22 protein-coding genes and 2 pseudogenes are annotated in these 23,752 nt (G+C 59.3%); 15 read left to right on the forward strand and 9 right to left on the reverse strand.

The window, feature by feature from the left end; all coding sequences use genetic code 11:
* Window positions 1–45: 45 nt before the first annotated feature.
* Entirely contained in the window at window positions 46–486 is a 441-nt protein-coding gene (gene lysM, locus OC445_RS08580) for a peptidoglycan-binding protein LysM (RefSeq protein ID WP_032894105.1), read from the reverse strand.
* A 242-nt stretch (window positions 487–728) separates the two neighbouring features.
* On the opposite strand from lysM, the gene fdhD reads away from it, so the two are divergent.
* From fdhD to OC445_RS08595, 3 genes are all read left to right on the forward strand, one after another.
* The gene (fdhD, locus tag OC445_RS08585) at window positions 729–1,568 is read left to right on the forward strand and encodes a formate dehydrogenase accessory sulfurtransferase FdhD (protein WP_003187702.1); all 840 of its coding nucleotides are present in this window, start codon (window positions 729–731) and stop codon (window positions 1,566–1,568) included.
* The gene (locus tag OC445_RS08590; RefSeq protein WP_198790443.1) at window positions 1,565–3,913 is read left to right on the forward strand and encodes an FdhF/YdeP family oxidoreductase; all 2,349 of its coding nucleotides are present in this window, start codon (window positions 1,565–1,567) and stop codon (window positions 3,911–3,913) included. The genes fdhD and OC445_RS08590 overlap by 4 nt, the downstream gene beginning before the upstream one ends.
* A 349-nt stretch (window positions 3,914–4,262) precedes the next feature.
* Entirely contained in the window at window positions 4,263–4,745 is a 483-nt protein-coding gene (locus OC445_RS08595; protein WP_034125502.1) for a glycine zipper domain-containing protein, read from the forward strand.
* Between the two features lie 146 nt (window positions 4,746–4,891).
* Here the strand turns inward: OC445_RS08595 and OC445_RS08600 are convergent, their stop codons facing one another.
* From OC445_RS08600 to OC445_RS08610, 3 genes are all read right to left on the reverse strand, one after another.
* Window positions 4,892–5,323 carry an acyl-CoA thioesterase gene (locus OC445_RS08600; RefSeq protein ID WP_054896645.1) on the reverse strand — a complete coding sequence of 144 codons (432 nt, stop codon included), beginning with the start codon at window positions 5,321–5,323 and terminating at the stop codon, window positions 4,892–4,894.
* Window positions 5,324–5,335: 12 nt separating this feature from the next.
* Window positions 5,336–7,273: an ATP-dependent DNA helicase RecQ gene (locus OC445_RS08605; protein WP_054896646.1), complete on the reverse strand. Its 1,938-nt coding sequence runs from the start codon at window positions 7,271–7,273 to the stop codon at window positions 5,336–5,338.
* 224 nt (window positions 7,274–7,497) lie between these two features.
* On the reverse strand, window positions 7,498–8,673 hold the full coding sequence (locus OC445_RS08610; protein WP_054920258.1) for a tetratricopeptide repeat protein: 1,176 nt from the start codon (window positions 8,671–8,673) through the stop codon (window positions 7,498–7,500).
* A 175-nt stretch (window positions 8,674–8,848) separates the two neighbouring features.
* On the opposite strand from OC445_RS08610, the gene OC445_RS08615 reads away from it, so the two are divergent.
* The 6 genes and pseudogenes from OC445_RS08615 (at window position 8,849) to OC445_RS08640 (ending at window position 11,892) form a co-directional block, all read left to right on the forward strand.
* Complete coding sequence (locus tag OC445_RS08615) at window positions 8,849–9,019, forward strand: YhfG family protein (RefSeq protein WP_087149535.1); 171 nt, start codon at window positions 8,849–8,851, stop codon at window positions 9,017–9,019.
* A pseudogene (locus OC445_RS08620) lies at window positions 9,019–9,210 on the forward strand (cell filamentation protein Fic); the annotation flags it as partial. The gene OC445_RS08615 and the pseudogene OC445_RS08620, both read left to right, overlap by 1 nt.
* Window positions 9,185–9,433 (forward strand): annotated as a pseudogene (locus OC445_RS08625) (hypothetical protein). The pseudogenes OC445_RS08620 and OC445_RS08625, both read left to right, overlap by 26 nt.
* A gap of 295 nt (window positions 9,434–9,728) precedes the next feature.
* The gene (locus OC445_RS08630) at window positions 9,729–10,199 is read left to right on the forward strand and encodes a hypothetical protein (RefSeq protein WP_233097257.1); all 471 of its coding nucleotides are present in this window, start codon (window positions 9,729–9,731) and stop codon (window positions 10,197–10,199) included.
* A gap of 281 nt (window positions 10,200–10,480) precedes the next feature.
* Window positions 10,481–10,837 (forward strand): DUF1493 family protein, encoded by a 357-nt coding sequence (locus OC445_RS08635; protein ID WP_034125858.1) that lies wholly within the window; start codon window positions 10,481–10,483, stop codon window positions 10,835–10,837.
* Window positions 10,838–11,028: 191 nt separating this feature from the next.
* Entirely contained in the window at window positions 11,029–11,892 is an 864-nt protein-coding gene (locus OC445_RS08640; protein WP_229999887.1) for a DMT family transporter, read from the forward strand.
* Between the two features lie 50 nt (window positions 11,893–11,942).
* Here OC445_RS08640 and OC445_RS08645 read toward each other — a convergent pair whose 3' ends face one another.
* Window positions 11,943–13,484 carry a phosphoenolpyruvate carboxykinase gene (locus OC445_RS08645; RefSeq protein ID WP_005783824.1) on the reverse strand — a complete coding sequence of 514 codons (1,542 nt, stop codon included), beginning with the start codon at window positions 13,482–13,484 and terminating at the stop codon, window positions 11,943–11,945.
* A gap of 179 nt (window positions 13,485–13,663) precedes the next feature.
* Window positions 13,664–14,566, reverse strand: coding sequence for an Hsp33 family molecular chaperone HslO (gene hslO / locus OC445_RS08650; protein WP_054920269.1), 903 nt, complete (start codon window positions 14,564–14,566; stop codon window positions 13,664–13,666).
* 124 nt (window positions 14,567–14,690) lie between these two features.
* Between hslO and OC445_RS08655 the strand changes: the two genes are divergently transcribed.
* Window positions 14,691–15,494, forward strand: a complete 804-nt coding sequence (locus OC445_RS08655; protein WP_034125497.1) for a phosphatase PAP2 family protein — start codon at window positions 14,691–14,693, stop codon at window positions 15,492–15,494.
* A gap of 136 nt (window positions 15,495–15,630) precedes the next feature.
* Here OC445_RS08655 and OC445_RS08660 read toward each other — a convergent pair whose 3' ends face one another.
* Entirely contained in the window at window positions 15,631–16,038 is a 408-nt protein-coding gene (locus OC445_RS08660; protein WP_003236026.1) for an RNA-binding S4 domain-containing protein, read from the reverse strand.
* A 116-nt stretch (window positions 16,039–16,154) separates the two neighbouring features.
* Here OC445_RS08660 and OC445_RS08665 point away from each other — a divergent pair, with 116 nt between their 5' ends.
* From OC445_RS08665 to rimK, 3 genes are read left to right on the forward strand one after another with little or no spacing between them, the layout of a single operon-like run.
* Window positions 16,155–16,934 carry an EAL domain-containing protein gene (locus OC445_RS08665; protein ID WP_054896652.1) on the forward strand — a complete coding sequence of 260 codons (780 nt, stop codon included), beginning with the start codon at window positions 16,155–16,157 and terminating at the stop codon, window positions 16,932–16,934.
* 46 nt (window positions 16,935–16,980) lie between these two features.
* Complete coding sequence (locus OC445_RS08670) at window positions 16,981–17,430, forward strand: ATP-dependent zinc protease (RefSeq protein WP_169856571.1); 450 nt, start codon at window positions 16,981–16,983, stop codon at window positions 17,428–17,430.
* Complete coding sequence (rimK, locus tag OC445_RS08675; protein ID WP_003187674.1) at window positions 17,427–18,332, forward strand: 30S ribosomal protein S6--L-glutamate ligase; 906 nt, start codon at window positions 17,427–17,429, stop codon at window positions 18,330–18,332. The genes OC445_RS08670 and rimK overlap by 4 nt, the downstream gene beginning before the upstream one ends.
* Window positions 18,333–18,472: 140 nt before the next feature.
* Here rimK and OC445_RS08680 read toward each other — a convergent pair whose 3' ends face one another.
* Both OC445_RS08680 and ompR read right to left on the reverse strand, forming a co-directional pair.
* Window positions 18,473–19,786: an ATP-binding protein gene (locus OC445_RS08680; protein WP_003187671.1), complete on the reverse strand. Its 1,314-nt coding sequence runs from the start codon at window positions 19,784–19,786 to the stop codon at window positions 18,473–18,475.
* Window positions 19,787–19,903: 117 nt separating this feature from the next.
* Window positions 19,904–20,644 (reverse strand): two-component system response regulator OmpR, encoded by a 741-nt coding sequence (ompR, locus tag OC445_RS08685; RefSeq protein ID WP_003187669.1) that lies wholly within the window; start codon window positions 20,642–20,644, stop codon window positions 19,904–19,906.
* Window positions 20,645–21,001: 357 nt separating this feature from the next.
* Between ompR and OC445_RS08690 the strand changes: the two genes are divergently transcribed.
* Both OC445_RS08690 and OC445_RS08695 read left to right on the forward strand, forming a co-directional pair.
* Complete coding sequence (locus OC445_RS08690; protein WP_054896653.1) at window positions 21,002–23,326, forward strand: Tex family protein; 2,325 nt, start codon at window positions 21,002–21,004, stop codon at window positions 23,324–23,326.
* A complete protein-coding gene (locus tag OC445_RS08695) occupies window positions 23,326–23,709 on the forward strand; it encodes a PaaI family thioesterase (RefSeq protein ID WP_052199927.1) in 384 nt (127 codons plus the stop codon). Before OC445_RS08690 ends, OC445_RS08695 begins: the two co-directional genes overlap by 1 nt.
* The last annotated feature ends 43 nt before the right edge of the window (window positions 23,710–23,752 follow it).

The following is a 23,752-nucleotide window of genomic DNA, read 5'->3' on the forward strand; positions in this document are numbered from 1 at the left end:
GCTCGCTCCTACAAAAGGGCGAGCTTGCTCATTTTATCCTGCGTATTACTCAGGGATGCGCAGTGTCTGGCCCGGGTAGATCTTGTCCGGGTGCGACAACAGTGGCTTGTTAGCCTCGAAAATCTTGTTGTACTTATTCGCGTCGCCATAGACCGTTTTAGAGATTGCGCTGAGAGTGTCACCGCTTTTCACAACAACAAAGCGTGAAGCCACCACGACTGGACCACTGACAGTAATCTGGTCATCCACACTTGCCACGCCGGCAATGTTGCCCAGCGCCAACAGGATCTTTTCTTTCTCTTCCTGCGTGGCCACTTCACCGGTCACCGTGACCTTGTCGCCATCCACCGTGGTCTGCACGTTTGGATTACCCAGGCCCACCTTGCTCACATGCTCCTTCAACTGCTCACTGGCGTTCGCATTACCCGGCGTCAACAGGTCGACAATCTTTTCGCCGGCTTCTTTGATAAAGCTAAAAATACTCATGGTGCGCTCTCCTTGGGATTTAATTTCCAGATGCCCAAGACTAGACCAGTCCTGCCGACTTGGGTTCCAGACTGGCTAAAGACTCAAAAGTATCGCAATCACCCCTGCCTGGAATAAGCCCGACGAAAACGCGGGTGAACCTTGATCGACGCCCTCTATCAATAGATCAATACAGGCGATTAGACGCGACCCTTTGTCGCGCCTAGTCTAATCACTGATCAATCCGCCGGTGGTACTGCCCCATGAACGCCAAGCGCCCTCACTGCGCGGCGCCCGCTCTCGAATCGACCGCGCCCGTCGCCAGCCAGAGCTATCACTATTGCAATCTTGAACACACTGAAGTCGCCAGCACTGCGCTGGCCGAAGAGGTGGCGTTGGCGATTGCCTACAACGATATCAGCCAGGCGGTGATGCTGGTGACGCCTACGGACCTGGAAGACTTCATTGTAGGTTTCAGCCTCGGCAGCGGCATTATCACCGACGTTAACGATATTTATGACCTGAAAATCAGCGGTTCGGGCGCAGCCCAGTACGCCCAGGTTCAGGTGTCCAGCCGTGCGTTCTGGAACCTCAAGCAGCAACGCCGCCAATTGGCGGGCACCAGCGGCTGCGGCCTGTGTGGCGTGGAAGCGGTAGAGCAAGCATTGCCCGACCTCCAGGTACTGCCCGGCGCGCCCTTGCCGCCGGCGCAGTGGCTCGACGGCCTGCGCCAGCGTATCAGCGCGTTCCAACCCCTGGGCCAGCACAGCGGCGCCGTGCATGCGGCGGTTTTTATGAACAGCCAGGGGGAATTGCTGATGGGTCGCGAAGACATCGGCCGGCATAACGCCCTGGATAAATTGATTGGCGCGTTGATCCGCCAAAAGATTCCGACCGACGGCGGCCTGGCGATTGTTACCAGCCGCTGCAGCCTCGAATTGATTCAGAAAGTCTTGCGCGCGGGTATCCAGACCCTGGTCAGCCTGTCGTCGCCCACCGGCCTGGCCCTGCAATGGGCACGCCGGCACAACCTCAACCTCATCCACCTGCCGCAAAAAAGCGCGCCACGGGTCTATAGCCCTGCGATGGAGCACCAGCCATGAGCCTTCACCACCAAGCCGACCAGACCCCCACCCCACGCTACAAGCCCTATAAAGGCCCAGCCGGTGGCTGGGGCGCCCTGATCAGTGTGGCGCAAGCCTGGCTGACCAGTGACAACGCCCTCAAAAACCTGCGCATGATGCTCAAGACAAATCAGAACGGCGGCTTCGACTGCCCGGGCTGCGCCTGGGGCGACTCGCCGGAAAGCGGCATGGTCAAGTTCTGCGAAAACGGCGCCAAGGCGGTCAACTGGGAAGCCACCAAGCGCCGCGTCGATGCGGCCTTCTTCGCCAAGCACAGCGTCACGGCGTTGCTGGAGCAAAGCGACTACTGGCTGGAGTACCAGGGCCGCCTGACGGAGCCAATGCGCTATGACGCCGAGACCGATCGCTACCTGCCCATCAGTTGGGATGCGGCGTTCGACCTGATCGGCAAGCACCTCAACGCGCTGCCCAGCCCGAACATGGCCGAGTTCTACACCTCGGGCCGCGCCAGCAACGAAGCCGCCTACCTGTACCAGTTGTTCGTACGCGCCTTTGGCACCAACAACTTCCCGGACTGCTCGAACATGTGCCACGAAGCCAGCGGCGTAGCCCTGGCGCAGAGTGTCGGCGTGGGCAAAGGTACCGTAACCTTTGATGACTTCGAACATGCCGATGCCATTTTCGTCTGGGGCCAGAACCCCGGCACCAACCACCCACGCATGCTCGAGCCGCTGCGCGAAGCGGTGAAACGCGGCGCTCAGGTGGTGTGTATCAACCCCCTGAAAGAGCGCGGCCTGGAGCGCTTCCAGCACCCGCAACATCCGCTGGAAATGCTCACCAACGGCGACAAGCCGACCAACACCGCCTACTTCCGCCCGGCGCTGGGTGGCGATATGGCTATCTTGCGTGGCATGGCCAAGTTCCTGCTGCTGTGGGAACGCCAAGCCCTGGCCGAAGGCAAGGAAGCGGTGTTCGACCACGACTTCCTCAATGAGCACACTGCCAACGTCCTGGAATACCTGGGTCAGATCGACGATACCTCGTGGGAGGAGATCGTCGAGCAGTCCGGCCTGACCCTGGTGGAGATCGAGCAAGCGGCACGCATGTACGCCAAAGGCAAGAGTGTAATCATGTGCTGGGCGATGGGGATTACCCAGCACCGCCACTCGGTGCCGACCATCCAGGAAATCGCCAACCTGATGCTGCTGCGCGGCAATATCGGCCGCCCAGGTGCCGGGCTGTGCCCGGTGCGTGGCCACAGTAACGTACAGGGCGACCGCACCATGGGCATCAACGAACGCCCACCGGTGGCGTTTCTGGACGCGCTGGAGCGTCGTTTCCAGTTCCAGGTGCCTCGCGACAATGGCCATAACGTGGTGGAAGCGATTCACGCCATGCTTGAAGGCCGCTCCAAAGTCTTTATCGGCCTGGGCGGCAACTTTGCCCAAGCCACGCCAGACAGCACGCGTACCTTTGAAGCGCTGCGAAATTGCGACCTGACCGTGCAGATCAGCACCAAGCTCAACCGCAGCCACCTGATGCACGGTAAAGATGCGTTGATCCTGCCGTGCCTGGGCCGCACCGACATCGACATCCAGGCCGACGGCCCGCAAGCGGTGACGGTGGAAGACTCGTTCAGCATGGTCCACGGCTCCAACGGCCAACTGCAACCGCTGTCGAAACTGATGAAGTCCGAGCCGGCGATCCTGGCGGGCATTGCTGCCGCCACTCTGGGCAGCAAGCCCGTGGATTGGAACTGGCTGGTGGCCGACTATGGGCGCATCCGCGACCTGATCGCCGACACCATCCCAGGCTTCAAGGACTTCAACGAGAAGATCAAGCATCCAGGCGGTTTCTATCTGGGCAACTCCGCCGGCGCACGGCGCTGGAACACTCCGTCAGGTCGCGCCAACTTCCGCCCGAACATCTTGCCCAAAGACCTGATCCACGAGCGCACCCACGCCACGGGCCGGGTGCCGGACCTGATCATGCAGTCAATGCGCTCCCATGATCAGTACAACACCACCATCTACGGCCTGGACGACCGTTATCGCGGGGTCAAAGGCCAGCGTGACGTGCTGTTCGTCAACGAAGCCGACATCATCCGCCTGGGCTTCAAGCCGGGGCAGAAGGCAGACATCGTGTCGCTGTGGGAAGACGGTCGTGAGCGCCGCGTGAAGGGCTTTACGCTGCTGGCATTTGATATTCCGGCGGGGCAGGCGGCGGCTTACTACCCCGAAGTGAACCCGTTGGTGCCGTTGGAAAGCACTGGCGACGGTAGCCATACGCCAACGTCCAAGTTTGTTGCGATTCGCTTGGAGGCGGCGAGTGAGAGTGGGTTGATCATGGCGCGCTCGGCCTGACTCGATCCGAGATATGTGTTGCTTGAACTAACGCTTTCGCGGGCAAGCCCGCTCCCACACTGGGATGGGTTCACCATTGAGACTGTGTGGACCGATCTGATGTGGGAGCGGGCTTGCCCGCGAAGAGGCCAGCACAAGCACCGCACATTCTGCAGGCACAAAAAAAGGCCGCTTTTGCATAAAAACGGCCGTTCCGAAGTAGCTAAAGACCCGTAAAAACGACTTAAGTTCCCCATACAAAACAGCAACTTAGCAAATTGTATACAACCTCTGCCGCCGGTCGGATTTCGATTGTCAGCGCCTCGATACAACCTCAGGATCGCGCCGTCATCCCTTGAGGTTTCCCTGAATGAAGTTCTCCTCGATTCTCTTGTTGTCCCTTGGCCTGGTCAGTGGCGCAGCCATGGCAGGCGGCACCACCGAAGCCGGTGTAGGCGGCGCATTGGGTGGGGTACTAGGTTCTGTTGTCGGCCAGCAGTTGGGCGGCAACACCGGTTCGACCATTGGCGCGGCCCTGGGCGGCGCAGGCGGTAGTGCAGTCGGCGCCGACAAACGTAGCCGTGGCGAAGCCGCCATTGGTGGCGCACTGGGCGCAGCCGGCGGTAACGTCGTAGGGCGCAGCGTTGGCGGCAGCACCGGTGCACTGATCGGCTCCGCAGCCGGCGGTGGCGCGGGCGGCGCGCTAGGCAACTACATGGGTAACGAAAGTGATCGCGACAGCCGCCATTACCGCGATCGCGACCGTGATGATCGTCGCTACTACCGCGATGGCCACCCAGGTCGCGGCCATGCCTATGGGCATCGCAAGAACAAGCATCGTTATCGCGACTGATAAACCCGCGCTCTGACGAACAAATCCGATGTGGGAGCCGGGCTTGCCCGCGATAGCAGTGAATCAGGTTTAGACGTACTGCCTGATACTGCGCCATCGCGGGCAAGCCCGGCTCCCACATTTGGTCTGTATTGCTTGTAGGTGCGTCAAACCAGCAGCCGCTGCATCGCTTCGCGCAACATTCCCGGAATCGGCACTGGCTGGTTCGAGGCTCGGTCCACAAACACATGGACAAAGCGCCCCGCCGCACGCGCCTCCTCCTCGCCCGCCTTGAATACCGCCAGCTCATACTGCACCGAGCTATTGCCCAGCTTGCCCACCCGCAGACCGACCTCAATGCACTCGGGAAAAGCGATCGAGGCGAAGTAATCGCAGGCCGAACTCACCACAAACCCCACCACTTCACCGTCATGAATATCCAACCCGCCCTGTTCGATCAGGTAGGTATTAACGGCTGTATCGAAGAAGCTGTAGTAAGTGACGTTATTCACATGGCCGTAGGCATCGTTGTCGTGCCAACGCGTGGTGATCGGTTGGAAGTGGCGGTAATCGTCGCGCACAGGCGTTGAGTCAGGCATCGGCAAGTCTCATCAAAGTTGATCCAATTGAGCATGGGCCCAGTCGCGCACCTCGGCGTAGGGGTAGTCTTCCAGCGCAGCAAAACCGGGAATGCCTCGCGCCTTCAACTTGGTAAACAACGGTACGCTGATACCGCCAAGGAAACGCGTCAAACGCTCCGCATTCGGCAAGTGCCCCGTGTGCTCATGATGCCTGTGGATAAAATCACCGCACAGCCCCATGAAGTTTTTATCCACAAGCGGCGGCAAGCTCGGCGGCGCCGGCAGATGGGCGACCTGGCCGTGGCATACCGAACAATGCCCGCAACGCCGGGGCGCATTATCATCACCAAAGTAGTGCGCCAGACGTTGCCCCAGGCAGTGGTCGGTGGCGAACAGGTCGAGCATGGCGTGAATCCGCGCGACCTCCGTCACCTCATGCTGCTTGAAGCCTGTGTATAACTCGGCGCTTAACGCGTGGGGGTCGAAATGGGTGTCGAGCAAACTGTAGACCTCAGTCATCTGCTTGCTTTCGAGCTCGATCAGGCCCTGCTCCTGAAAATAATCCAGTGCCTTCACCACCCGACTACGCTCGGCATTGTGCTGTTGATAAAGCGCATCGAAATCGACCGTCGCCCAGGTTTTAGCGCGCTTGCACACCTGGATGATCGCCGCGACAAACTGCTGCCGCTCGCCGGAAAAACGCGCCAGCAAGGCTTCGGGTTCGATCAGGTATTTGAAACGGTATTCCGCATAAAACGCATAGCGCGGCGCGATCACGCCCTTGAGCTCCAACTGCACCAGGAGCGTCTTGAGCGGCAACTCGCGAATATTGCTGTGGTCCGACAGCGACCTGAGCAGGAACTCCCACTGCCCTTCACTACGCGCGGCCTGCAATTCCTCCAGTACGCGCAAAATGCCGTCCTGCTCCGGCGTATCACCGTACACGAAGTTTTCCAGCACATTGAGGCTGTCGCGGTTGGCCAACACCAGGCAATCCGACGGCTGCCCGTCACGCCCTGCGCGGCCGATTTCCTGGCTGTAGTTCTCGATTGACTTGGGCAGGTCGAAGTGCACGACATTGCGGATGTCACTCTTGTCGATGCCCATGCCAAACGCGATAGTTGCGACAATGCAATTGGAACGCCCGCCCATGAAACGCTGCTGGATACCTTCGCGTTTTTCATGGGGCAGCCCCGCGTGATAAGCCTCGGCCTGAATACCGTGGCGGTTCAGATGCTCGGAAATCTGTTCGGCGGTTTTCTGCAAGGTGACGTAGACAATACTCGGCTGGTTGGCCCGCGCTTTCATCCATTCCAGCAGCCTGCGGCGTTTGTCGTGGCCGCTGACCGGTTCCACCAGCAGGTTGAGGTTGGGGCGATAGAAGCCCGTGGTCACTACATCTTCGGCAGCAATGGCGAACTTGGCCTGCATGTCGGCGATCACCTGGGGCGTGGCCGTGGCCGTCAGCAACAGCGCCTGAGGGATGTTGAACTGGCGCTGGTAGTCCGGCAGCTTCAAATAATCCGGGCGGAAGTTGTGGCCCCATTCGGAGATACAGTGCGCCTCGTCTACCACCAGCAACGAGATCTGCACGCTGTTCAGGAAATTACGGAAACGCTCGTTCTTCAAACGCTCCACGGAAATCATCAGAATCTTGAGCTCGCCCGATCGCGCACGGGCCATTACATCATTGGCCTCATCACGGCTCTGGGCCGAGTCGATACTGCCCGCCGAAATGCCATGGCGCTGCAGGAAACCCAACTGGTCCTGCATCAACGCCAGCAACGGCGACACCACCAGCGTCAGGTGCGGCAGCAACACGGCCGACAGCTGGTAACACAAGGATTTGCCCGACCCCGTAGGGAAAATGGCGGCGGCAGATCGCCCAGCCAGCACGGCGCTGACCGTCTCTTCCTGGCCCAAGCGAAAGTGTGGGTAACCAAAGACCTGCTGGAGGGTGTCGTGCATAAGGCTGTCACTCCATTGACCGCTGAGTTGGCTCAAAAACATAGCCCGGGATTCTCAGCGAATCGAGAAAGGTCGCGAGGAAAAAAGAGACAGGATGATACACAGAGGGAAGGATGGCTCAGGGCCGAAGTGGGACTTTTCCGAGAAAGTAACAAGACGCAGCAGATACAAATGTGGGAGCTGGCTAGCCCTCTCCCACATTTTAAAACCGTGCTACTGCTGAATCAGCGGTTTTGCACCCGCTCGATCGCCGTGTCATACACCGGGTTGGCCTTTTGCTCCTTGGCCAACTGGTAATGACGCAGCGCATCCGGGAACTGCCCGGCCGCTTCGTAGATGCGTGCAATGTTGTAGTAAGCACCGGCGCGCACAGTCGCGGCATTGGTACCGGTGGCCAGGGCGATAGCCTTGCGGTTGGCCCAGATCGACTCCGCGGTATTGCCGGCTTTCTGATACGCCAGGCCCAGGTTGCCGTAAGCCTTGCCGAAGCTGTTATCCAGCTCGATGGCTTGACGGAAGAAGTCGATGGCCTGGTCCAGGTTACCGGCCTGGTAGGCCGCTTCGCCCTTGAGGTTCAGCTTCTTCGCATCGGCCTGTGCCGACGTGCTCGCCGTCACGGCAGTGACGGCCACACTGTCGTCCAGCAACGGCTTGACCTCGTTGAGTACATCTTCGGCGCCAACTCTCACGCCGGTGAAGGTGTTGATGTCCTGGAAGTCGCCACTGCCGGTCATGCGGAACACAGTCCACAGGTTGCCCGTGCGGTTCTGCGGCACATAGTAGGTGCGTACCAGGGATTGCCCCATGTACACGAACACCTTGGCCTCACTGTTGGACAACTCGCTGGAGGTGGGAGAGCCGCTGTTGGAATAGTCGTGCACGGCATAGACGTAGCTTTCGCCGTAATGCTTTTTCTGCAGGGTGATGGTCTCCGGGCCATAGCTATCGGTGTCATCCACGTCCAGTTCGGCGTCGGTGCCCTTTTTATTGTTGAAGAAGATGTTATTGCCGGGGAAGATCATATGGGAGTCGAGGTCGCGCGGAGCCTTGCCCCAGGTCAACACCACACGCAGGCCGTCGAGATTTTCCATCACCGGGCTGATGGCATAGGTCATGCCTTTGCACGGGCACTTCACCACCAGGTTGGAATAGCCAGGCTTCTTGATGATCAGCAGGTTGCTGGCATCGTCAGCCACTTCACTGGTCAGCGTCACCTGGCCTTGCGCGTTGGTACGGCCCACCACGTTCTGCGCGCCATTACGTTGCAGCAGCACCTCGGCATCGGCGATTTTCTGGTCCTTGACCACCGCGCTCAGCACTTCAATCGGCAACTGCTCGGCCTGGGCAGAAAACGCCACCGCACACAAAGACATCGCCGAGGCGACACGAAGCAAACCCATGCTTAACTCCCTTTAAGTAGTGGGCGGAATCGCCCTACAAGATTTTGCGGTGAAACATACGCTGAAATGAGCTCGCTGGCAGATTTTTTATACAAGTTGTGACGGGCGTTTTATCCCGCCTACCGAGCTACGCATTGCGCTACATTCAAGCCTTGCTTTCCAAGAGGACGCAGCAATGAGCGAACTGACGTTTGAGCAAAAACAGGATCACTATCACAAGATCCGGCGTTCCAATTACTTGGCCAGCCTGCGCCTGGAAGGGTTCGATACCCAACCGACCGACGTCGACAAACCCCTGCCGACACGCGAAGCCGTCCTTGCCAAGTACCGCAACACCTCTAGCTGATGCTCGACAAATACGGGGTGGGCCAGGCCCCATACTGCTACCCCGGTAGCAGCACTCTGCGCAACCGCCTCCATTTGCTCGATGAGGCACGCCTGCACCAGGCCGAGCGGGAATTATCCGAAATCGCCGTAGGCAACCTTCCACTCTTTCCGCCGCCCTACGACCTTGATCGCCTGTCACCCGCTTCTCATCGACACTCAAGCATCAGCCAAAGACATCCAATCCGCCGCCCACCAGCGTATCCGCGCCGCCAGCGACTGATTGGAAACTTTCTCTTGCCTGACCTTCGAACACGCTGACCTCAAAGACATTTCCCACATCATTAATGCGCTGTACCTGCTCGTTCAGGACGGCTGTGATTTGTTGGAAGCCGCGCAACACGTTCAGCTGCAACCTGAACAAGCGCAAGTCTAAGCAACACCTGTGTAGGAGCGAGCTTGCTCGTGAAAATCGCCAACGATGACGCGGTAAATCAGAAAAAACGCGGCGCCCTTGAGTTTTTCGCGAGCAAGCTCGCTCCTACAACTGATCAGCTTTACCCATCACATCGTTGCAAGCCATAAATGCCGGAGGCTTTTGTAAGATACTGCCAAACGTCACGCCATCCGTTTCCCAAACTGCTTCAAATACCCGTTCAACCCTCTATACCAGTTACGCGTAGCCGACTGAACATAACCTCCTATCAACTGTCTCGGAAAAAACCGTGAACATGGAAAGGACTCAATATATCGGCCACTATGGCATCACTTTCACGGTAATTCGACTCACCGTGATGCCAAGCAATCGACAAGAGCTAGCCACACTTTGCTTGCTGGAAGCAAAAGCTTCAGCGATAGAGGTCCGCTTGCGGCTTCAGAAGTTGTACGAAAGGATGCTCGCCCGAGATCTACCCTGCGTCATGACAGTGGCCGTCTCAAAGCCACTGACCAGGAAGCACGCAGATAGCTTGAACAATCGGAACAACCTCATAAAAGAAATCATTTCTGGCGCAGTTGCAGCCCCTGTCGGGATCATATCCAGCAAAGCAGAATCGATAGTCGAGAACGCTATCAGCGATTTGATTTCTCGCAGGATCCGCAACTTTCACAGCGCAGACATCGTCATCGGCCTGGATGCTCAGGTCAGCGGTGGCATAGGCCCGCAGCGCTCAAGTGTCTCAATGCATGTGCACTCCAGATGAACTTTAGTCAATGGCTTTACCTACAAACAGCGCTATTGTTCGCTCTCCATCTGCTGCTGTATTACAAAATCACTGACGGCACGTTAAGAACGCGTTTCGCCGTTACCTTCATCGTAACGGGACTGCTTCTGTTGTTCTGGCTACCCTACATCGCCATTGTCCTGAACATTCAACTTCTTCCCCTGGCCTTGTTCTTGATAGGCTTGGTTCTCTTCATCACGCGAAACAAATACCGCCTGCAACGTGACAGGCCCCCTCACCCACTCCTGCGTGCCCCCACCATGAACCTGGCCCCCAACTTCCCAGAAGACCCTGCCATGCAGCAACTTGTGCAATTGCTGCATGAAGAAATCGGCTTGCCAACACACAAGACCATTGGCTTGCACACCTCACTGAACTTCGACCTCGGGTGCGATGGTGCTGAGGCCAAGCAATTCATGGAGGCGCTGGAGCAGGATTTTGGTGTCGACCTGAGCGACTACGACGCTTATCGTTACTTCCAGCCGCCGGTGTTCGACGTGTTCCTGAAGCGTCGCGCCAAAGGCCGTGGTGACAAGATTCCGCTGACCATCGGCATGCTCTACCTGGCGATCAAGACCCACCGCTGGGACACGCAGACGCTGGAAAACCTGAGCTGAATCCAATGAAGGATTTTTTGTAGGAGCGAGCTTGCTCGCGAAAAACTCACAGGCGCCGCGTTCATTCAGCAAGCACGCGTTATCGTTGACGTTTTTCGCGAGCAAGCTCGCTCCTACAGTATTAGGGCAAGCCTGCTCCCACACTGGATCTGCGCTAATCTGGCGAGCCGTATAAATAACAAGGACCTTACATGGACGTAACAATGGGCCTGCTGGCCGCCCTGCTCTGGGGCGGCACGGACTTTCTGGTGGGCCTCAACGCCCGAGCCGTTGGCGTAAAACGCGCGGTGTATTTCGGCCAAGCCCTCGGTTTTTTGATCATGACCCTCCTGCTGGTCATTTTCCCAGCCTTCCTTTTCAAATCCCTTGATGCACCGTTAAGCGTTTGGCTCCTGGGCGTCGCCGCCGCTCTGCTGACGGTGTCCGGCGCCCTTGCGCTGTCCAAAGCCTTTGCCTTGGGCAAAGCGGCCATCGTCGCGCCATTGGTGACGTCCTATGGGGTCGTGACCACCTTGCTGTCCTGGGCCAGCGGTGAACACATCAGCCTGATACAACTGGGCTGCATCGCCCTGTGCGTGATCGGCGTTGTGCTGTCCAGCATTCACAAGGACAACGGTACGCCTCACAACAACCCGCGCCTGTCCATTGCCTACGCCATGTCCGCCGCAACCCTGTACGGCACCAGTTTCTGGCTGCAAGGTCGCTACACACTGCCAGCGCTGGGGCCAATCACCATGTTGTGGCTGGGTTACCTGGTGGGCTTGTGCGTGCTGGTGGTGATGGTGCTGAAGATCAAGGATGGCTTGAAGATCCCGCCGCTGAAAAATTGCGCGACGTTGACCGGTGCGAGCTTGATGAACCTCGGCGGGTTCTCGGCATTTTCGTGGGGCGCGATGGCCGGCTCGGTGTCGGTGGTGACGGTGATCAGTACGCTCTCTGGAGGGATCGCGGCGATCCTGGGGTTTGTATTTTTCAAGGAGCGTTTGTCAGCGGTGCAGGTCGCAGGCGTTGTACTGGTGCTGGTCGGTGCAGTGGTACTGCACATCGCCGACTAATCGCCCATAAAAAAGCCGCCTAAGAGGCGGCTTTTTTACAACGGCGAATCTTACAACTTAGGACCCGCCGCCTTGATCGCATCGCTGACTTCAAACTTCTTGAAGTTTTCGATGAACAGGCCAGCCAGAGCTTTCGCTGCTTCGTCGTAGGCAGCCTTGTCAGCCCAGGTGTTGCGTGGGTTCAACAGGCCGGTTTCAACGCCCGGTACGGCCAATGGCACGTCGAGGTTGATGGTGTCCAGGTGTTCGGTTTGCGCACCGATCAACGCACCGCTCTGGATCGCTGCAATCACGCCGCGAGTGGTCGGGATGTTGAAGCGTTTGCCGACGCCGTAGCCGCCGCCGGTCCAGCCGGTGTTGACCAGGTAGACCTTTGAGCCGAAACCACGGATACGCTTGATCAGAAGCTCTGCGTATTCGCCAGCCGGGCGTGGGAAGAACGGCGCGCCGAAGCAGGTGGAGAAGGTCGACTTGATGCCGCTGCCCGAACCCATTTCGGTCGAGCCCACCAGAGCGGTGTAGCCGGACAGGAAGTGGTAGGCCGCTTGTTCTTCGCTGAGGATCGACACAGGCGGCAGTACGCCGGTCAGGTCGCAGGTCAGGAAGATCACCGCGTTTGGCTCGCCGCCCAGGTTCTTCTCGGAACGCTTGGCAACGTGCTCCAGCGGGTAGGCGGCACGGCTGTTCTGGGTCAGGCTGACGTCGGCGTAGTCGGCGTGCTTGGCCTCGTCGATCACGACGTTTTCCAGCACAGCGCCGTGCTTGATAGCTTTCCAGATAACCGGCTCGTTCTTCTCGGACAGGTCGATGCACTTGGCATAGCAACCGCCTTCGATATTGAACACCACGCCTTCGCCCCAGCCGTGCTCGTCGTCACCGATCAGGTAACGGCTTTCGTCGGCGGACAGGGTGGTCTTGCCAGTGCCGGACAGGCCGAAGAACAGGGTCACATCGCCTGCTTCGCCAATGTTGGCGGCGCAGTGCATCGGCAGCACGTCGGCAGCCGGCAGCAGGAAGTTCTGCACCGAGAACATGGCTTTTTTCATTTCACCGGCGTAACGCATGCCGGCAATCAGTACTTTTTTCTGAGCGAAGTTGAGGATCACGCAACCGTCGGAGTTGGTACCGTCACGCTCTGGTACGCACTCGAAGTTGGCCACGTTGAGCACTTGCCACTCTTCACGACCGGCCGGGTTGTACTGGGCCGGGTTGATGAACAGGCAACGACCGAACAGGTTCTGCCAGGCAGTCTGGGTGGTCATTTTCACGGCCAGGTAGTGGTCTTCTGCAGCCCCTACGTGAACATGGGAAACGAAATGCTCTTGCGCGTTATTGAACGCCTCGACGCGAGCCCACAGGGCATCGAACTTGTCGGCCGGGAACTTGCGGTTGATCGGGCCCCAGGCGATGGCGTCCTGGGTGGAAGGCTCTTCAACGATGAAACGGTCAACCGGCGAACGACCGGTGCGGTGACCGGTTTCTACGACCAGCGCGCCAGTATCGGCAAGCACGCCTTCACCGCGCTGCAGGGCTTCTTTGACCAGATCGTCAACACTCAGATCGGTGTATACGGCGTTATTGGCTTGCGTCATGAGGTTCCCCGTCGGCCTATGGCCGAGTGCTCCAAACGTTTTGTAGTAGAAAGTTGCGCACTACTACCGCGAAAAAAGTGGGCCGGATTATGCCAGAAAAGCCCAAAAAGAGTAGGGCCCTCCCGTCAGAACACCTCTAATCCGGCGTTTGTCAGGTGATTTACCTGTGCTTAAACGTTTTAGTGGCGGGTGTCGGAAGGGGTGTCGCTGCCTGCGCCGGCGAACAATTGCGCTACATCAGCCGCGTCGAACAGGTAGCGCTGGTTGCAGAACTGGCAGTCGATCTCGATATGGCCGCCATGTTCCACCACCAGATTTTGCGCATCTTCCAGGCCCAGGCTGACCAGCGCGTTACCGGAACGCTCGCGCGAGCAACTGCAGTGAAAATGCAGGCCCTGTGCGTCGAACAGGCGCACGGCCTCTTCGTGGTAGAGGCGGTGCAGGATGGTTTCGTTGTCCAGGCCCAGCAGTTCTTCGGCCTTCAAGGTGTCGGCCAAGGCGATGATATGCCGCCAGCTTTCGGCACGATCATCCTCATCCTTGATGCGATCGGCCGGCAGTTGTTGCACCAGCAAACCACGGGCGCGCTTGCCGTCGGCGTTAAGCCAGAACTTGGTGCCCACTTGCTGGGACATAACGAAGTAGTTGGTGAAGCATTCCGACAGGGTCTGGCCGTCGAGGTCGACAATACCCTGGTACCGCTGGCCTTCAGTCGGGTCGACAGTCAGTGCCAGGACGCCGTTGGGCATCAGGTCGGCCAAGGTGGCATCTGCGGCAATCTGGTCAGCCTCGTAACGGGCCAGGCCACGGATCTCGCGCTCGCTCGAGCACTCGATCATCAACATGGGCACTGGCCCTTCGGAACGAGCCTGCAAGATCAGCAAACCGTCGAACTTCATGGTGCCCACCAGCAGCGCCGCGGCGGCCATCAACTCGCCGAGCAATTGCGCGACCGGCTCCGGATAGGCGTGTTTGGCAAGGACTTCGGCATAGCTGAGCTCCAACGAAACCATCTCGCCGCGGGCATCGCTTTCATCGAAGATGAAGCGTTGGGTGAAGTCGGTATCCGGTAGATCAGTCATAGGTCTGGGTATCTGAAGTGATGACAAAATGATTACAAGGTTTATAAAATTAAACGCTTTAGCACCATCTTGGTGCGACTTCTCCTGAATTCAAGGAGCTGAATAGAGCGATGAGGGACAGTTTATGAACAATCCGGGTTTGTTCCAAGCCAACTGGAACCTCCGGCGATGGGCTCTTTGCAATCTACTCGCTATCGGACTGCTGTGTTTTTGGCTGTGGCCCACGGGCCAGATGCTCTGTGTGATTTTCGACGAGTGGCTGTTTCATCTGCTCAATGGCCCATTGGCCACGAACTCGACCTGGCTACATGTGTGGGCCGTGGCCAGCCTGCGGCCGTTTGATGCAGTGGTCGGCGTGATTTTGCTGGCGCTGTTGATCCGCGGCGACTGGGTGTTCAAGGCCGTACAGGTGCGCCAGGCGTTTTTTGGCTTCCTCGGCATTCTGCTGCTATTGCTTTTTATCCGCATGCTGTTCTCCAAACTCGCGGCGCACATGGGCTGGCAGCACAGTAGCCCGTCGATGGTCATCAGCGGCGCGATTCAAATGAGCGACTTTTTCCCAGGGCTGGAGAAAACCTGGGAATTGAAGGACCGCTCGAGCCAGAGCTTCCCCGGCGACCATGCTTCGGTGCTATTGATCTGGGCGATGTTCATGAGCGTGTTCGCCCGGCGCATCGGCCAGGTGCTGGTGATCTGGGGCCTGGCGCTGCTGTTCATGATGCCGCGGCTGGTAGCCGGCGCGCACTGGGGCCAGGACGATTATATCGGTGGCGTACTGCTGGCGCTGTTGGCGCTGGGGTGGGGGTATTACACGCCGTTTGCGGCGAAGGTGTCGGGCGCTTTGTTGCGAATGACGGCGCCGCTTTTCGGGCTACTGAGCAAGTTGCCCGTTATTGGGCGGTTGAGTGTCATGCGCACAACTCCGTAACCCCCCAGGGCTAAAAGTGGGAGCGGGCTTGCTCGCGAACGCGGGGTGTCAATCAATGCATCTGTGCCTGACCCACCGTATTCGCGGGCAAGCCCGCTTCCACATTTGATCGAGTTTGCATGGGCGACTCGTGCAATCAATCGTCATTGCCGCTGCCGCGAAACTTGAACAGATCGCGGCGCTGCTTCTTGCTCGGCTTGCCGTCAGTGGTCAGGCCTGAAGCCCCTGCCTTGCGCATGGCCGCAGCGTTTTCGCGCTTGGCGATGCTGGCTTCGGTCTCGGCATACAGTGCCTGCGCTTCAGGCGCGCCCCGGCGGACGATGGAAAGCGCCTGTACTACGATGGTTTTTTCATCAAAGCCTGTACGAATCTGAAACTCGTCGCCGACGCGCGGCTCCTTTCCCGGCTTGCAGCGCTCGCCGCGATGATGCACCTTGCCGCTCTCGATAGCGGCCTTGGCCAGAGCGCGGGTCTTGTAGAACCGCGCTGCCCACAACCACTTGTCCAGCCGGACCTTCTCTTCCTCTTCCTGCTTTTGAGCCACTTGAATTCCTCGCTCTGAAAAATGTCGCAACTTTACCGTTGAAACCCTTCGACGCATAAACCCCAAGGCTCACCTAAGATACGCCAGGTAGCACCCTGTTTTCGCGAGGATACGCCGTGACCGACTTTCCCCTCTCACTCACCTCGCCCAACCAGCGGTGCGTGGGTTGCCAGCAAAGCGAGCCTCTGGGGTTCGATTTCGCGTTCGCCTACCAGCCTATCGTAGACCTGCGTGACCATTCGATCTTCGCCAACGAAGCCTTGGTGCGCGGTCCCCAGGGAGAAGGCGCGCTGTCGGTGCTGGCTCAGGTCAACGAAACCAATCGCTACCGCTTCGACCAGCGCTGCCGGACCAAGGCCATCGCCGGTGCCGCAGCCCTGGGCATGCAGACTCACCTTTCCATCAACTTCATGCCCAATGCTGTATATCGTCCGGAACTGTGTATCCGCAGCACTCTGGAGGCCGCCCGGGCGCACAATTTCCCGCTGGACCGGCTGATTTTCGAGACCCTGGAAAGCGAGCACGTAGATAACTATCGCCATTTGACGAATATTCTGCGTGAATACCGCGAATTCGGCTTCAAGACCGCCATCGACGATTTCGGCGCGGGCTATTCGGGGCTGAACCTGCTGGCCGATTTCCAACCTGACTTGATCAAGCTCGACATGGCGCTGATTCGCGATGTCGACCAGGATCGTGTCCGTCAGGTGATCGTCCGGGGGATTGTCACAATCTGTGAGCAGTTGGGGGTTACTGTCATCGCCGAGGGCATCGAAAGTGCCGGCGAGCGCGACTTCCTGTCCGACTGCGGAATATTTCTGATGCAGGGCTTCTGGTTCGCCAAGCCTGCATTCAAAGCGTTGGCTGAGGTATCTCCTCAAGCCTGGGCGAATTGACCGGTTAACCATATTGAAGACATTTGACCATTTGACCGTTGTGGGTCTGCGTGAGTGGGTGGCACTTCCCGACTTGGGAGTGGCGGGCCTGCGGGCGAAGATCGACACCGGTGCCAGTACCTCAAGCCTGCACGCCACCGATATCGAGCCCTTTGAGCGCGACGGTGAAAAGTGGGTGCGTTTTACCGCGCACCTGGGCAGCGTGGTGCAACTACGTCACCGCCGCTGTGAAGCGCCCCTGGTGACGATGAAAACCATCAAGAGCTCCAACGGCCATGCACAGGTGCGCTACGTGATCAGCACTACCCTGGCCCTGGGTGATCGGGTATGGCGGGTGGAGTTCACCCTCGCCTGTCGCAAAGCCATGCGTTACCGCCTGCTGCTGGGCTCCAAGGCGCTGATTGACGGCCAGTTGGTGGTCAATCCAGGCCTCAAGTACGTTCAAGACAAGCCGGTGTTCCCGGTCTCCACTATTTCTGCCCCAGGTGCTGCATGAAGATTGCTGTGCTGTCGCGAAACCCGCGTCTGTATTCCACCCGTCGCCTGGTCGAGGCCGGCACTGAACGTGGCCATGAAATGGTGGTGATCGACACGTTGCGTGCCTACATGAACATTGCCAGCCACAAGCCGCAGATCCACTACCGGGGCAAACCCCTGGAAGGCTTTGATGCGGTAATCCCGCGTATCGGCGCTTCGGTGACGTTCTATGGCTGCGCGGTATTGCGCCAGTTTGAAATGATGGGGGTGTTTCCGCTGAATGAATCCGTGGCCATTGCGCGCTCGCGGGACAAGCTGCGCTCCCTGCAACTGCTGTCGCGCCGGGGTATCGGTTTGCCGGTCACCGGTTTTGCCCACTCTCCGGACGACATTCCCGACCTGATCGAGATGGTCAATGGCGCACCGCTGGTGATCAAGGTACTGGAAGGCACCCAGGGCATCGGGGTGGTGCTGTGTGAAACAGCAACGGCGGCGGAGTCGGTGATTGAGGCGTTCATGGGCCTCAAGCAGAACATCATGGTGCAGGAGTACATCAAGGAAGCGGGCGGCGCGGACATTCGCTGCTTCGTGGTGGGCGACAAGGTGATCGCAGCCATGAAGCGCCAGGCCAAGCCCGGTGAGTTCCGCTCCAACCTGCACCGTGGCGGCAGCGCCAGCCTGATCAAGATCACCCCGGAAGAGCGCATGACCGCGCTACGGGCGGCCAAGGTGATGGGGCTGAGCGTGGCGGGTGTGGACATCCTGCGCTCCAACCATGGCCCCCTGGTGATGGAAGTAAACTCATCGCCTGGCCTGGAAGGGATCGAAACCACCACCGGTAAGGATGTGGCGGGGATCATCATTCAGCATCTGGAAAAGAATGGCGGGCCGAATATGACTCGGACCAAGGGAAAGGGCTGAATACCCACACCTGCCACACGCCGCAAACCACTGTGGGAGCTGGCTTGCCTACGATGACGCCGGTACATTCAACATCGTCGTTGAATGAACTACCGCTATCGCAGGCAAGCCAGCTCCCACATTTGCATTCATATTGCTTGTTAGACAGCGTCTCGAGGCAGCATCAACCCCAGCGGCAGCCGCACCCGCGCTTCCAACCCGCCGCCTTCACGGTTGCGCAACTCGACATTGCCGCCATGCATCGACGCAATCCGCCGCACAATCGCCAACCCCAACCCGGTGCCCTTGCCTCCTCGGGCGCGGTCACCACGGGTGAAGGGGTTGAAGATACCCTCCAGCTCAGCCGGGTCGATTCCTGTGCCACGGTCCATCACGCTCAGCACCACGTAAGGCGCGGCACTGTCGCCAGAAACGTACGCCGCCACTTCCACATCGGAACCGGCATGGTGCAAGGCGTTGCCAATCAAGTTGTTCAGCAGGCGCTTCATCGACACCCGGCGTAATGCGAACGGCTGGATCGGCTCCAGGCGCGTGCGCACCTGCTCACCATTCTGGTTATAGGGCGCAACCACCTCACGCACGAGGTCGGTGAGGTCGACCTCCTCGACCACTTCATCCCGCCCGTCACGGATGAACGCCAGGAACTGGTCCAGAATAGCGTCCATGTCCTCGATGTCGCGCACCATGTCATCGGTGAGGTCGGTATGGTCCCCCATCAACTCCAGGGACAACCGTAATCGCGTCAGTGGCGTGCGCAAGTCATGGGACACCCCCGCCAGCATCAACTCGCGTTCGCGCCCGGCCTGTTCGACATCTTCTGCCATCTGGTTGAAGGCGCCGTACACCTCGGTCATCTCACTGGGCGTGTCGCTGACCGGCAAGCGCACACTGCGCCCCTGGCCCAGTTGGCGAGCGGCAAACACCAGGCGCTTGAGGGGTTGGTTGAGCTGGCGGACGAAAATCCACGCGGACGCCGTTGAAAGCAAGCCAATGGCCAGGAACCAGCCCAACACGTTCCAGATTTTTTGCCCCCTCAGCGGGTGCGGATAAAGCGGAACCTTGATCCAGGCATCCCCCAGGCTTGGCGCTCGCACCCACAGCGCAGGCGAAACATGCATACGCAGCCGCACCTCGGTGTCGGCACCCAACTCGGCCTGCATCTGGCGCTGGTAGATCTCGCTGTAAGGCCAATGCTGCTCGCCTTCAGGCACACCAGCGCCGTCAACCCGCGTCAGCGTCGACGCCTTGGCTACTTTTTCGCGGTTCTCAGGGTCTACCGCCCAATAGCCACGCAACGTCAGGGCGACACCATGGCTGTACTGCCGGTCCACCAGCACGTCTTCGTTCATCAACAGATAAACCAGCGTGAGCGCCTTGGAAAACAGAACGACAATAAGCACCAGCCAGAGGGTGCGGGAGAAGAAACTTTGTGGGAACCACAGCGGGGTTTTCATAGATGAAAGCTGCACACCTTGCAGGAACGAGCGGCGCTCGCAGAATTGCAGACGCCGGGCATCCCGTCGCCCCTCATGGAGTCAAACGCCAGGATACCCGCCCCTGCAAATCATCGGTCACTTGGTTGCGGTGCCATCCGGCACAAACACATAACCCACACCCCACACCGTCTGGATATACCGCGGCTTGGACGGGTCTGGCTCGATCATCCGGCGCAATCGGGAAATCTGCACGTCGATGGAGCGCTCGAGGGCGTCCCATTCCCGGCCACGGGCCAGGTTCATCAGCTTGTCACGGGTCAGCGGCTGGCGAGCGTTCATCACCAGGGCCTTGAGCACTGCGAATTCGCCGGTGGTGAGCATGTGCACTTCTTCACCGCGCTTGAGCTCACGGGTGGCCAGCGACAATTCGTAATCGCCAAAGGTGACGCTTTCGTCTTCGCTGCCCGGTGCACCCGGTACCGCCGGTGCCTGGCGACGCAACACGGCCTTGACCCGCGCCATCAGCTCATCGGGGTTGAACGGCTTGGCCAGATAGTCATCAGCGCCCAGCTCCAGCCCCTTGATGCGGCTCAGTTCATCGCCCTTGGCGGTGAGCATGATGATCGGGATCTGATTGTTCGCACCGCGCAGGCGCTTGCAGGCGGTGAGGCCGTCTTCACCGGGCAACATCAGGTCGAGTACGACCAGGTTGAAAACTTCACGCCCTAACAGACGATCCATCTGTTCGGTGTTCGGCACCGCGCGGGCACGATAGCCCTTGGAGTTGAAAAAACGCTCCAGCAGGCTGCTCAGCCCCGGATCGTCATCAACGATGAGAATTTTTTCGCCTTCAGCAGTTTGTGCGGTGCTGCTCATTGGATGCTCCTCTTATCTCGGCGCGCATTATGGCGTAGCTGCCGTTATACGCACCGTGTGCATTGTTAGCAGATTTTTCATCTACTGCCAGCGAACCCGCGCCCTACAAGCTGCGGCGCAGTAGCCCCCAAGGGCGGAACGCTGGTTATAATGCGGCGCCTCCGTGCAGGGCAACGTCAGATCGTTACCGTTTGCTGCCGGGCTTTTTTTACCCGCTTGTCGTGACTTTTTCGATTTCGAGGGTCAATAGCCAGCCTCTTGACCCAGGCAGCGGCGCCAGTCGGGCCGCTCAACCAGCCTCGCCGAGCCTTGTTTTTACGGGCCGGCGCGCTGATTTTAAGAATTTCAGGTGGTTTTATGGACAGCATCAACAGCCGCATCGCCGAGGAACTCGGCGTACGCCCACAACAGGTCGAAGCGGCCGTCGCTCTACTGGATGAAGGCTCCACGGTGCCCTTCATCGCCCGTTACCGAAAAGAAGTAACCGGCAGCCTCGACGACACCCAGCTGCGGCACCTGGAAGAGCGCCTGCGCTACCTGCGAGAACTCGACGAACGGCGTATCAGCATCCTCGCCAGCATCGAGGAACAGGGCAAGTTGACCCCGCAACTGGAACGCGACATCAAACTCGCGGACACCAAGACCCGCCTCGAAGACCTTTACCTGCCGTACAAACAGAAACGTCGTACAAAGGGCCAGATCGCCCTGGAAGCCGGCCTGGGTGATTTGGCCGATGGCTTGTTCAACGACCCATCGTTGACCCCGGAAACCGAAGCCGCGCGCTTCATCGACGCGGAAAAAGGCGTCGCCGACGTCAAGGCCGCCCTCGAAGGCGCCAAGTACATCCTGATGGAGCGCTTCGCCGAAAACGCCAGCCTCCTGGAAAAACTGCGTACCTACCTCAAGCAGGAAGCCATCCTCAGCGCCCGCGTCATCGCCGGCAAAGAGGAAGAAGGCGCCAAGTTCCGCGACTACTTCGAACACGACGAGCCGCTCAAAAGCATGCCGTCCCACCGCGCCCTGGCGATTTTCCGCGGCCGTAACGAAGGCATTCTCAGCTCCGCGCTGAAAGTCGGTGACGAGCTGCCGGGCACCATGCACCCGTGCGAAGGCATGATCGGTCAACAATTCGGCATCCAGAACCAGAACCGCCCCGCAGACAAGTGGCTGGGCGAAGTGGTGCGCTGGACCTGGAAGGTCAAGCTCTACACCCACCTGGAAACCGACCTGCTGGGCGAATTGCGCGACGGCGCCGAAACCGAAGCGATCAACGTGTTCGCCCATAACCTGCACGACCTGCTGTTGGCCGCACCGGCTGGCCCGCGTGCCACCCTGGGCCTCGACCCGGGCCTGCGCACCGGTTGCAAGGTCGCGGTGGTCGACGCCACCGGCAAGTTGCTGGACCACGCTACCGTGTACCCACACGTACCGCACAACAAGTGGGACCAGACCCTGGCGATCCTGGCCGCCTTGTGCGCCAAGCACGCGGTGGACCTGATCGCCATCGGCAACGGCACCGCCAGCCGCGAAACCGACAAGCTGGCCGCCGAGCTGATCAAAAAATACCCAGCCATGAAGATGACCAAGGTCATGGTCTCCGAAGCAGGCGCTTCGGTGTACTCGGCGTCGGAGCTGGCCTCCAAGGAATTCCCGGACCTCGACGTGTCGATCCGTGGCGCAGTGTCCATCGCTCGTCGCCTGCAAGACCCGCTGGCCGAACTGGTGAAGATCGACCCTAAATCCATCGGCGTCGGCCAGTACCAGCACGACGTGTCGCAACTGAAGCTGGCACGCGGCCTGGATGCGGTGGTGGAAGACTGCGTAAACGCCGTGGGCGTAGACGTGAACACCGCTTCGGTGGCACTGCTGGCGCGAATCTCGGGCCTTAACGCGACCCTGGCGCAGAACATCGTCAGCCATCGCGACGAAAATGGCGCGTTCAAAACCCGTGCTGCGCTGAAAAAAGTCGCACGCCTGGGTGAAAAAACCTTTGAACAAGCGGCCGGCTTCCTGCGCGTCATGAACGGCGATAACCCCCTGGACGCCTCGGCAGTTCACCCGGAGGCCTACCCGCTGGTGCAACGCATTGCCGCCGAAACCGACCGCGATATCCGTTCGTTGATTGGTGATGCCGCGTTCCTCAAGCGCCTGGACCCGAAGAAGTACACCGACGAAACCTTCGGTGTGCCGACCATCACCGATATCCTGCAAGAACTGGAGAAACCGGGTCGCGACCCGCGCCCGGAGTTCAAGACCGCCGAGTTCCAGGACGGTGTCGAAGACCTCAAGGACCTGCAACCGGGCATGATCCTAGAAGGCGTGGTGACCAACGTGACCAACTTCGGCGCGTTCGTGGACATCGGCGTGCATCAGGACGGTTTGGTGCATATCTCCGCGCTTTCGGAGAAGTTCATCAAGGACCCACGTGAAGCGGTGAAAGCCGGTGACGTGGTCAAGGTCAAGGTCATGGAAGTCGACATCCCACGCAAACGCGTCGGCCTGTCGATGCGCATGAGCGATACCCCCGGCGAGAAAATCGATGGTGCCCGTGGCGCTCGCCCCGGTTCGGCGCCGCGCCAGTCGCAGAACAACGCCCCGCGCAAGGAAACCACCACCGCCGCGCCAAGCAACAACGCCATGGCGTCGCTGTTTGCCAACGCTAAACAGTTGAAGAAGCGCTGATGGAAATTCCGGCCGGTTTGACCCAGAGCGCATTCAGCGAACTGATCGGCTGCCGCCTGCAACGCCTGGAAGAGGGCGTTGCCGAGGTGGCCCTGACCCTGGAGCCGCACCTGCGCAACCGCGCGGGCAAGCTCCATGGCGGGGCGATTTTCAGCCTGGTGGATATAACCATGGGCCTGGCCTGTTCCAGCGCCCATGGTTTCGACCAGCAGAGCGCCACCATCGAATGCAAGATCAACTATATTCGCGCTGTGGAAGACGGTGAGGTGCTGTGCACCAGCCGGGTGATCCACGCCGGTCGCCGCACCCTGGTGGTCGAGGCCGACGTGTATCAGAGCGAAAGACTTGTCGCAAAAGCACAGGGCACGTTCGCTGTCCTATAGCTCCCCACCCCCGATTTGAGTTAATTTCGGCGCTGCGATAACA

The sequence above is a fragment of the Pseudomonas sp. Pse35 genome, from assembly GCF_024519715.1.
GTDB lineage: Bacteria > Pseudomonadota > Gammaproteobacteria > Pseudomonadales > Pseudomonadaceae > Aquipseudomonas > Aquipseudomonas paracarnis.

Bases quoted from the DNA above. Each gene is read 5' to 3' on its own strand.
- OC445_RS08645 (WP_005783824.1), bottom strand. From the start codon at position 13,484: ATGACGCAAGCCAATAACGCCGTATACACCGATCTGAGTGTTGACGAT.
- rimK (WP_003187674.1), top strand. From the start codon at position 17,427: ATGAAGATTGCTGTGCTGTCGCGAAACCCGCGTCTGTATTCCACCCGT.
- OC445_RS08640 (WP_229999887.1), top strand. From the start codon at position 11,029: ATGGACGTAACAATGGGCCTGCTGGCCGCCCTGCTCTGGGGCGGCACG.
- OC445_RS08690 (WP_054896653.1), top strand. From the start codon at position 21,002: ATGGACAGCATCAACAGCCGCATCGCCGAGGAACTCGGCGTACGCCCA.
- ompR (WP_003187669.1), bottom strand. From the start codon at position 20,644: ATGAGCAGCACCGCACAAACTGCTGAAGGCGAAAAAATTCTCATCGTT.
- OC445_RS08595 (WP_034125502.1), top strand. From the start codon at position 4,263: ATGAAGTTCTCCTCGATTCTCTTGTTGTCCCTTGGCCTGGTCAGTGGC.
- OC445_RS08680 (WP_003187671.1), bottom strand. From the start codon at position 19,786: ATGAAAACCCCGCTGTGGTTCCCACAAAGTTTCTTCTCCCGCACCCTC.
- lysM (WP_032894105.1), bottom strand. From the start codon at position 486: ATGAGTATTTTTAGCTTTATCAAAGAAGCCGGCGAAAAGATTGTCGAC.
- fdhD (WP_003187702.1), top strand. From the start codon at position 729: ATGAACGCCAAGCGCCCTCACTGCGCGGCGCCCGCTCTCGAATCGACC.
- OC445_RS08635 (WP_034125858.1), top strand. From the start codon at position 10,481: ATGAACCTGGCCCCCAACTTCCCAGAAGACCCTGCCATGCAGCAACTT.
- OC445_RS08695 (WP_052199927.1), top strand. From the start codon at position 23,326: ATGGAAATTCCGGCCGGTTTGACCCAGAGCGCATTCAGCGAACTGATC.
- hslO (WP_054920269.1), bottom strand. From the start codon at position 14,566: ATGACTGATCTACCGGATACCGACTTCACCCAACGCTTCATCTTCGAT.
- OC445_RS08655 (WP_034125497.1), top strand. From the start codon at position 14,691: ATGAACAATCCGGGTTTGTTCCAAGCCAACTGGAACCTCCGGCGATGG.
- OC445_RS08600 (WP_054896645.1), bottom strand. From the start codon at position 5,323: ATGCCTGACTCAACGCCTGTGCGCGACGATTACCGCCACTTCCAACCG.
- OC445_RS08630 (WP_233097257.1), top strand. From the start codon at position 9,729: ATGGAAAGGACTCAATATATCGGCCACTATGGCATCACTTTCACGGTA.
- OC445_RS08615 (WP_087149535.1), top strand. From the start codon at position 8,849: ATGAGCGAACTGACGTTTGAGCAAAAACAGGATCACTATCACAAGATC.
- OC445_RS08605 (WP_054896646.1), bottom strand. From the start codon at position 7,273: ATGCACGACACCCTCCAGCAGGTCTTTGGTTACCCACACTTTCGCTTG.
- OC445_RS08610 (WP_054920258.1), bottom strand. From the start codon at position 8,673: ATGGGTTTGCTTCGTGTCGCCTCGGCGATGTCTTTGTGTGCGGTGGCG.
- OC445_RS08590 (WP_198790443.1), top strand. From the start codon at position 1,565: ATGAGCCTTCACCACCAAGCCGACCAGACCCCCACCCCACGCTACAAG.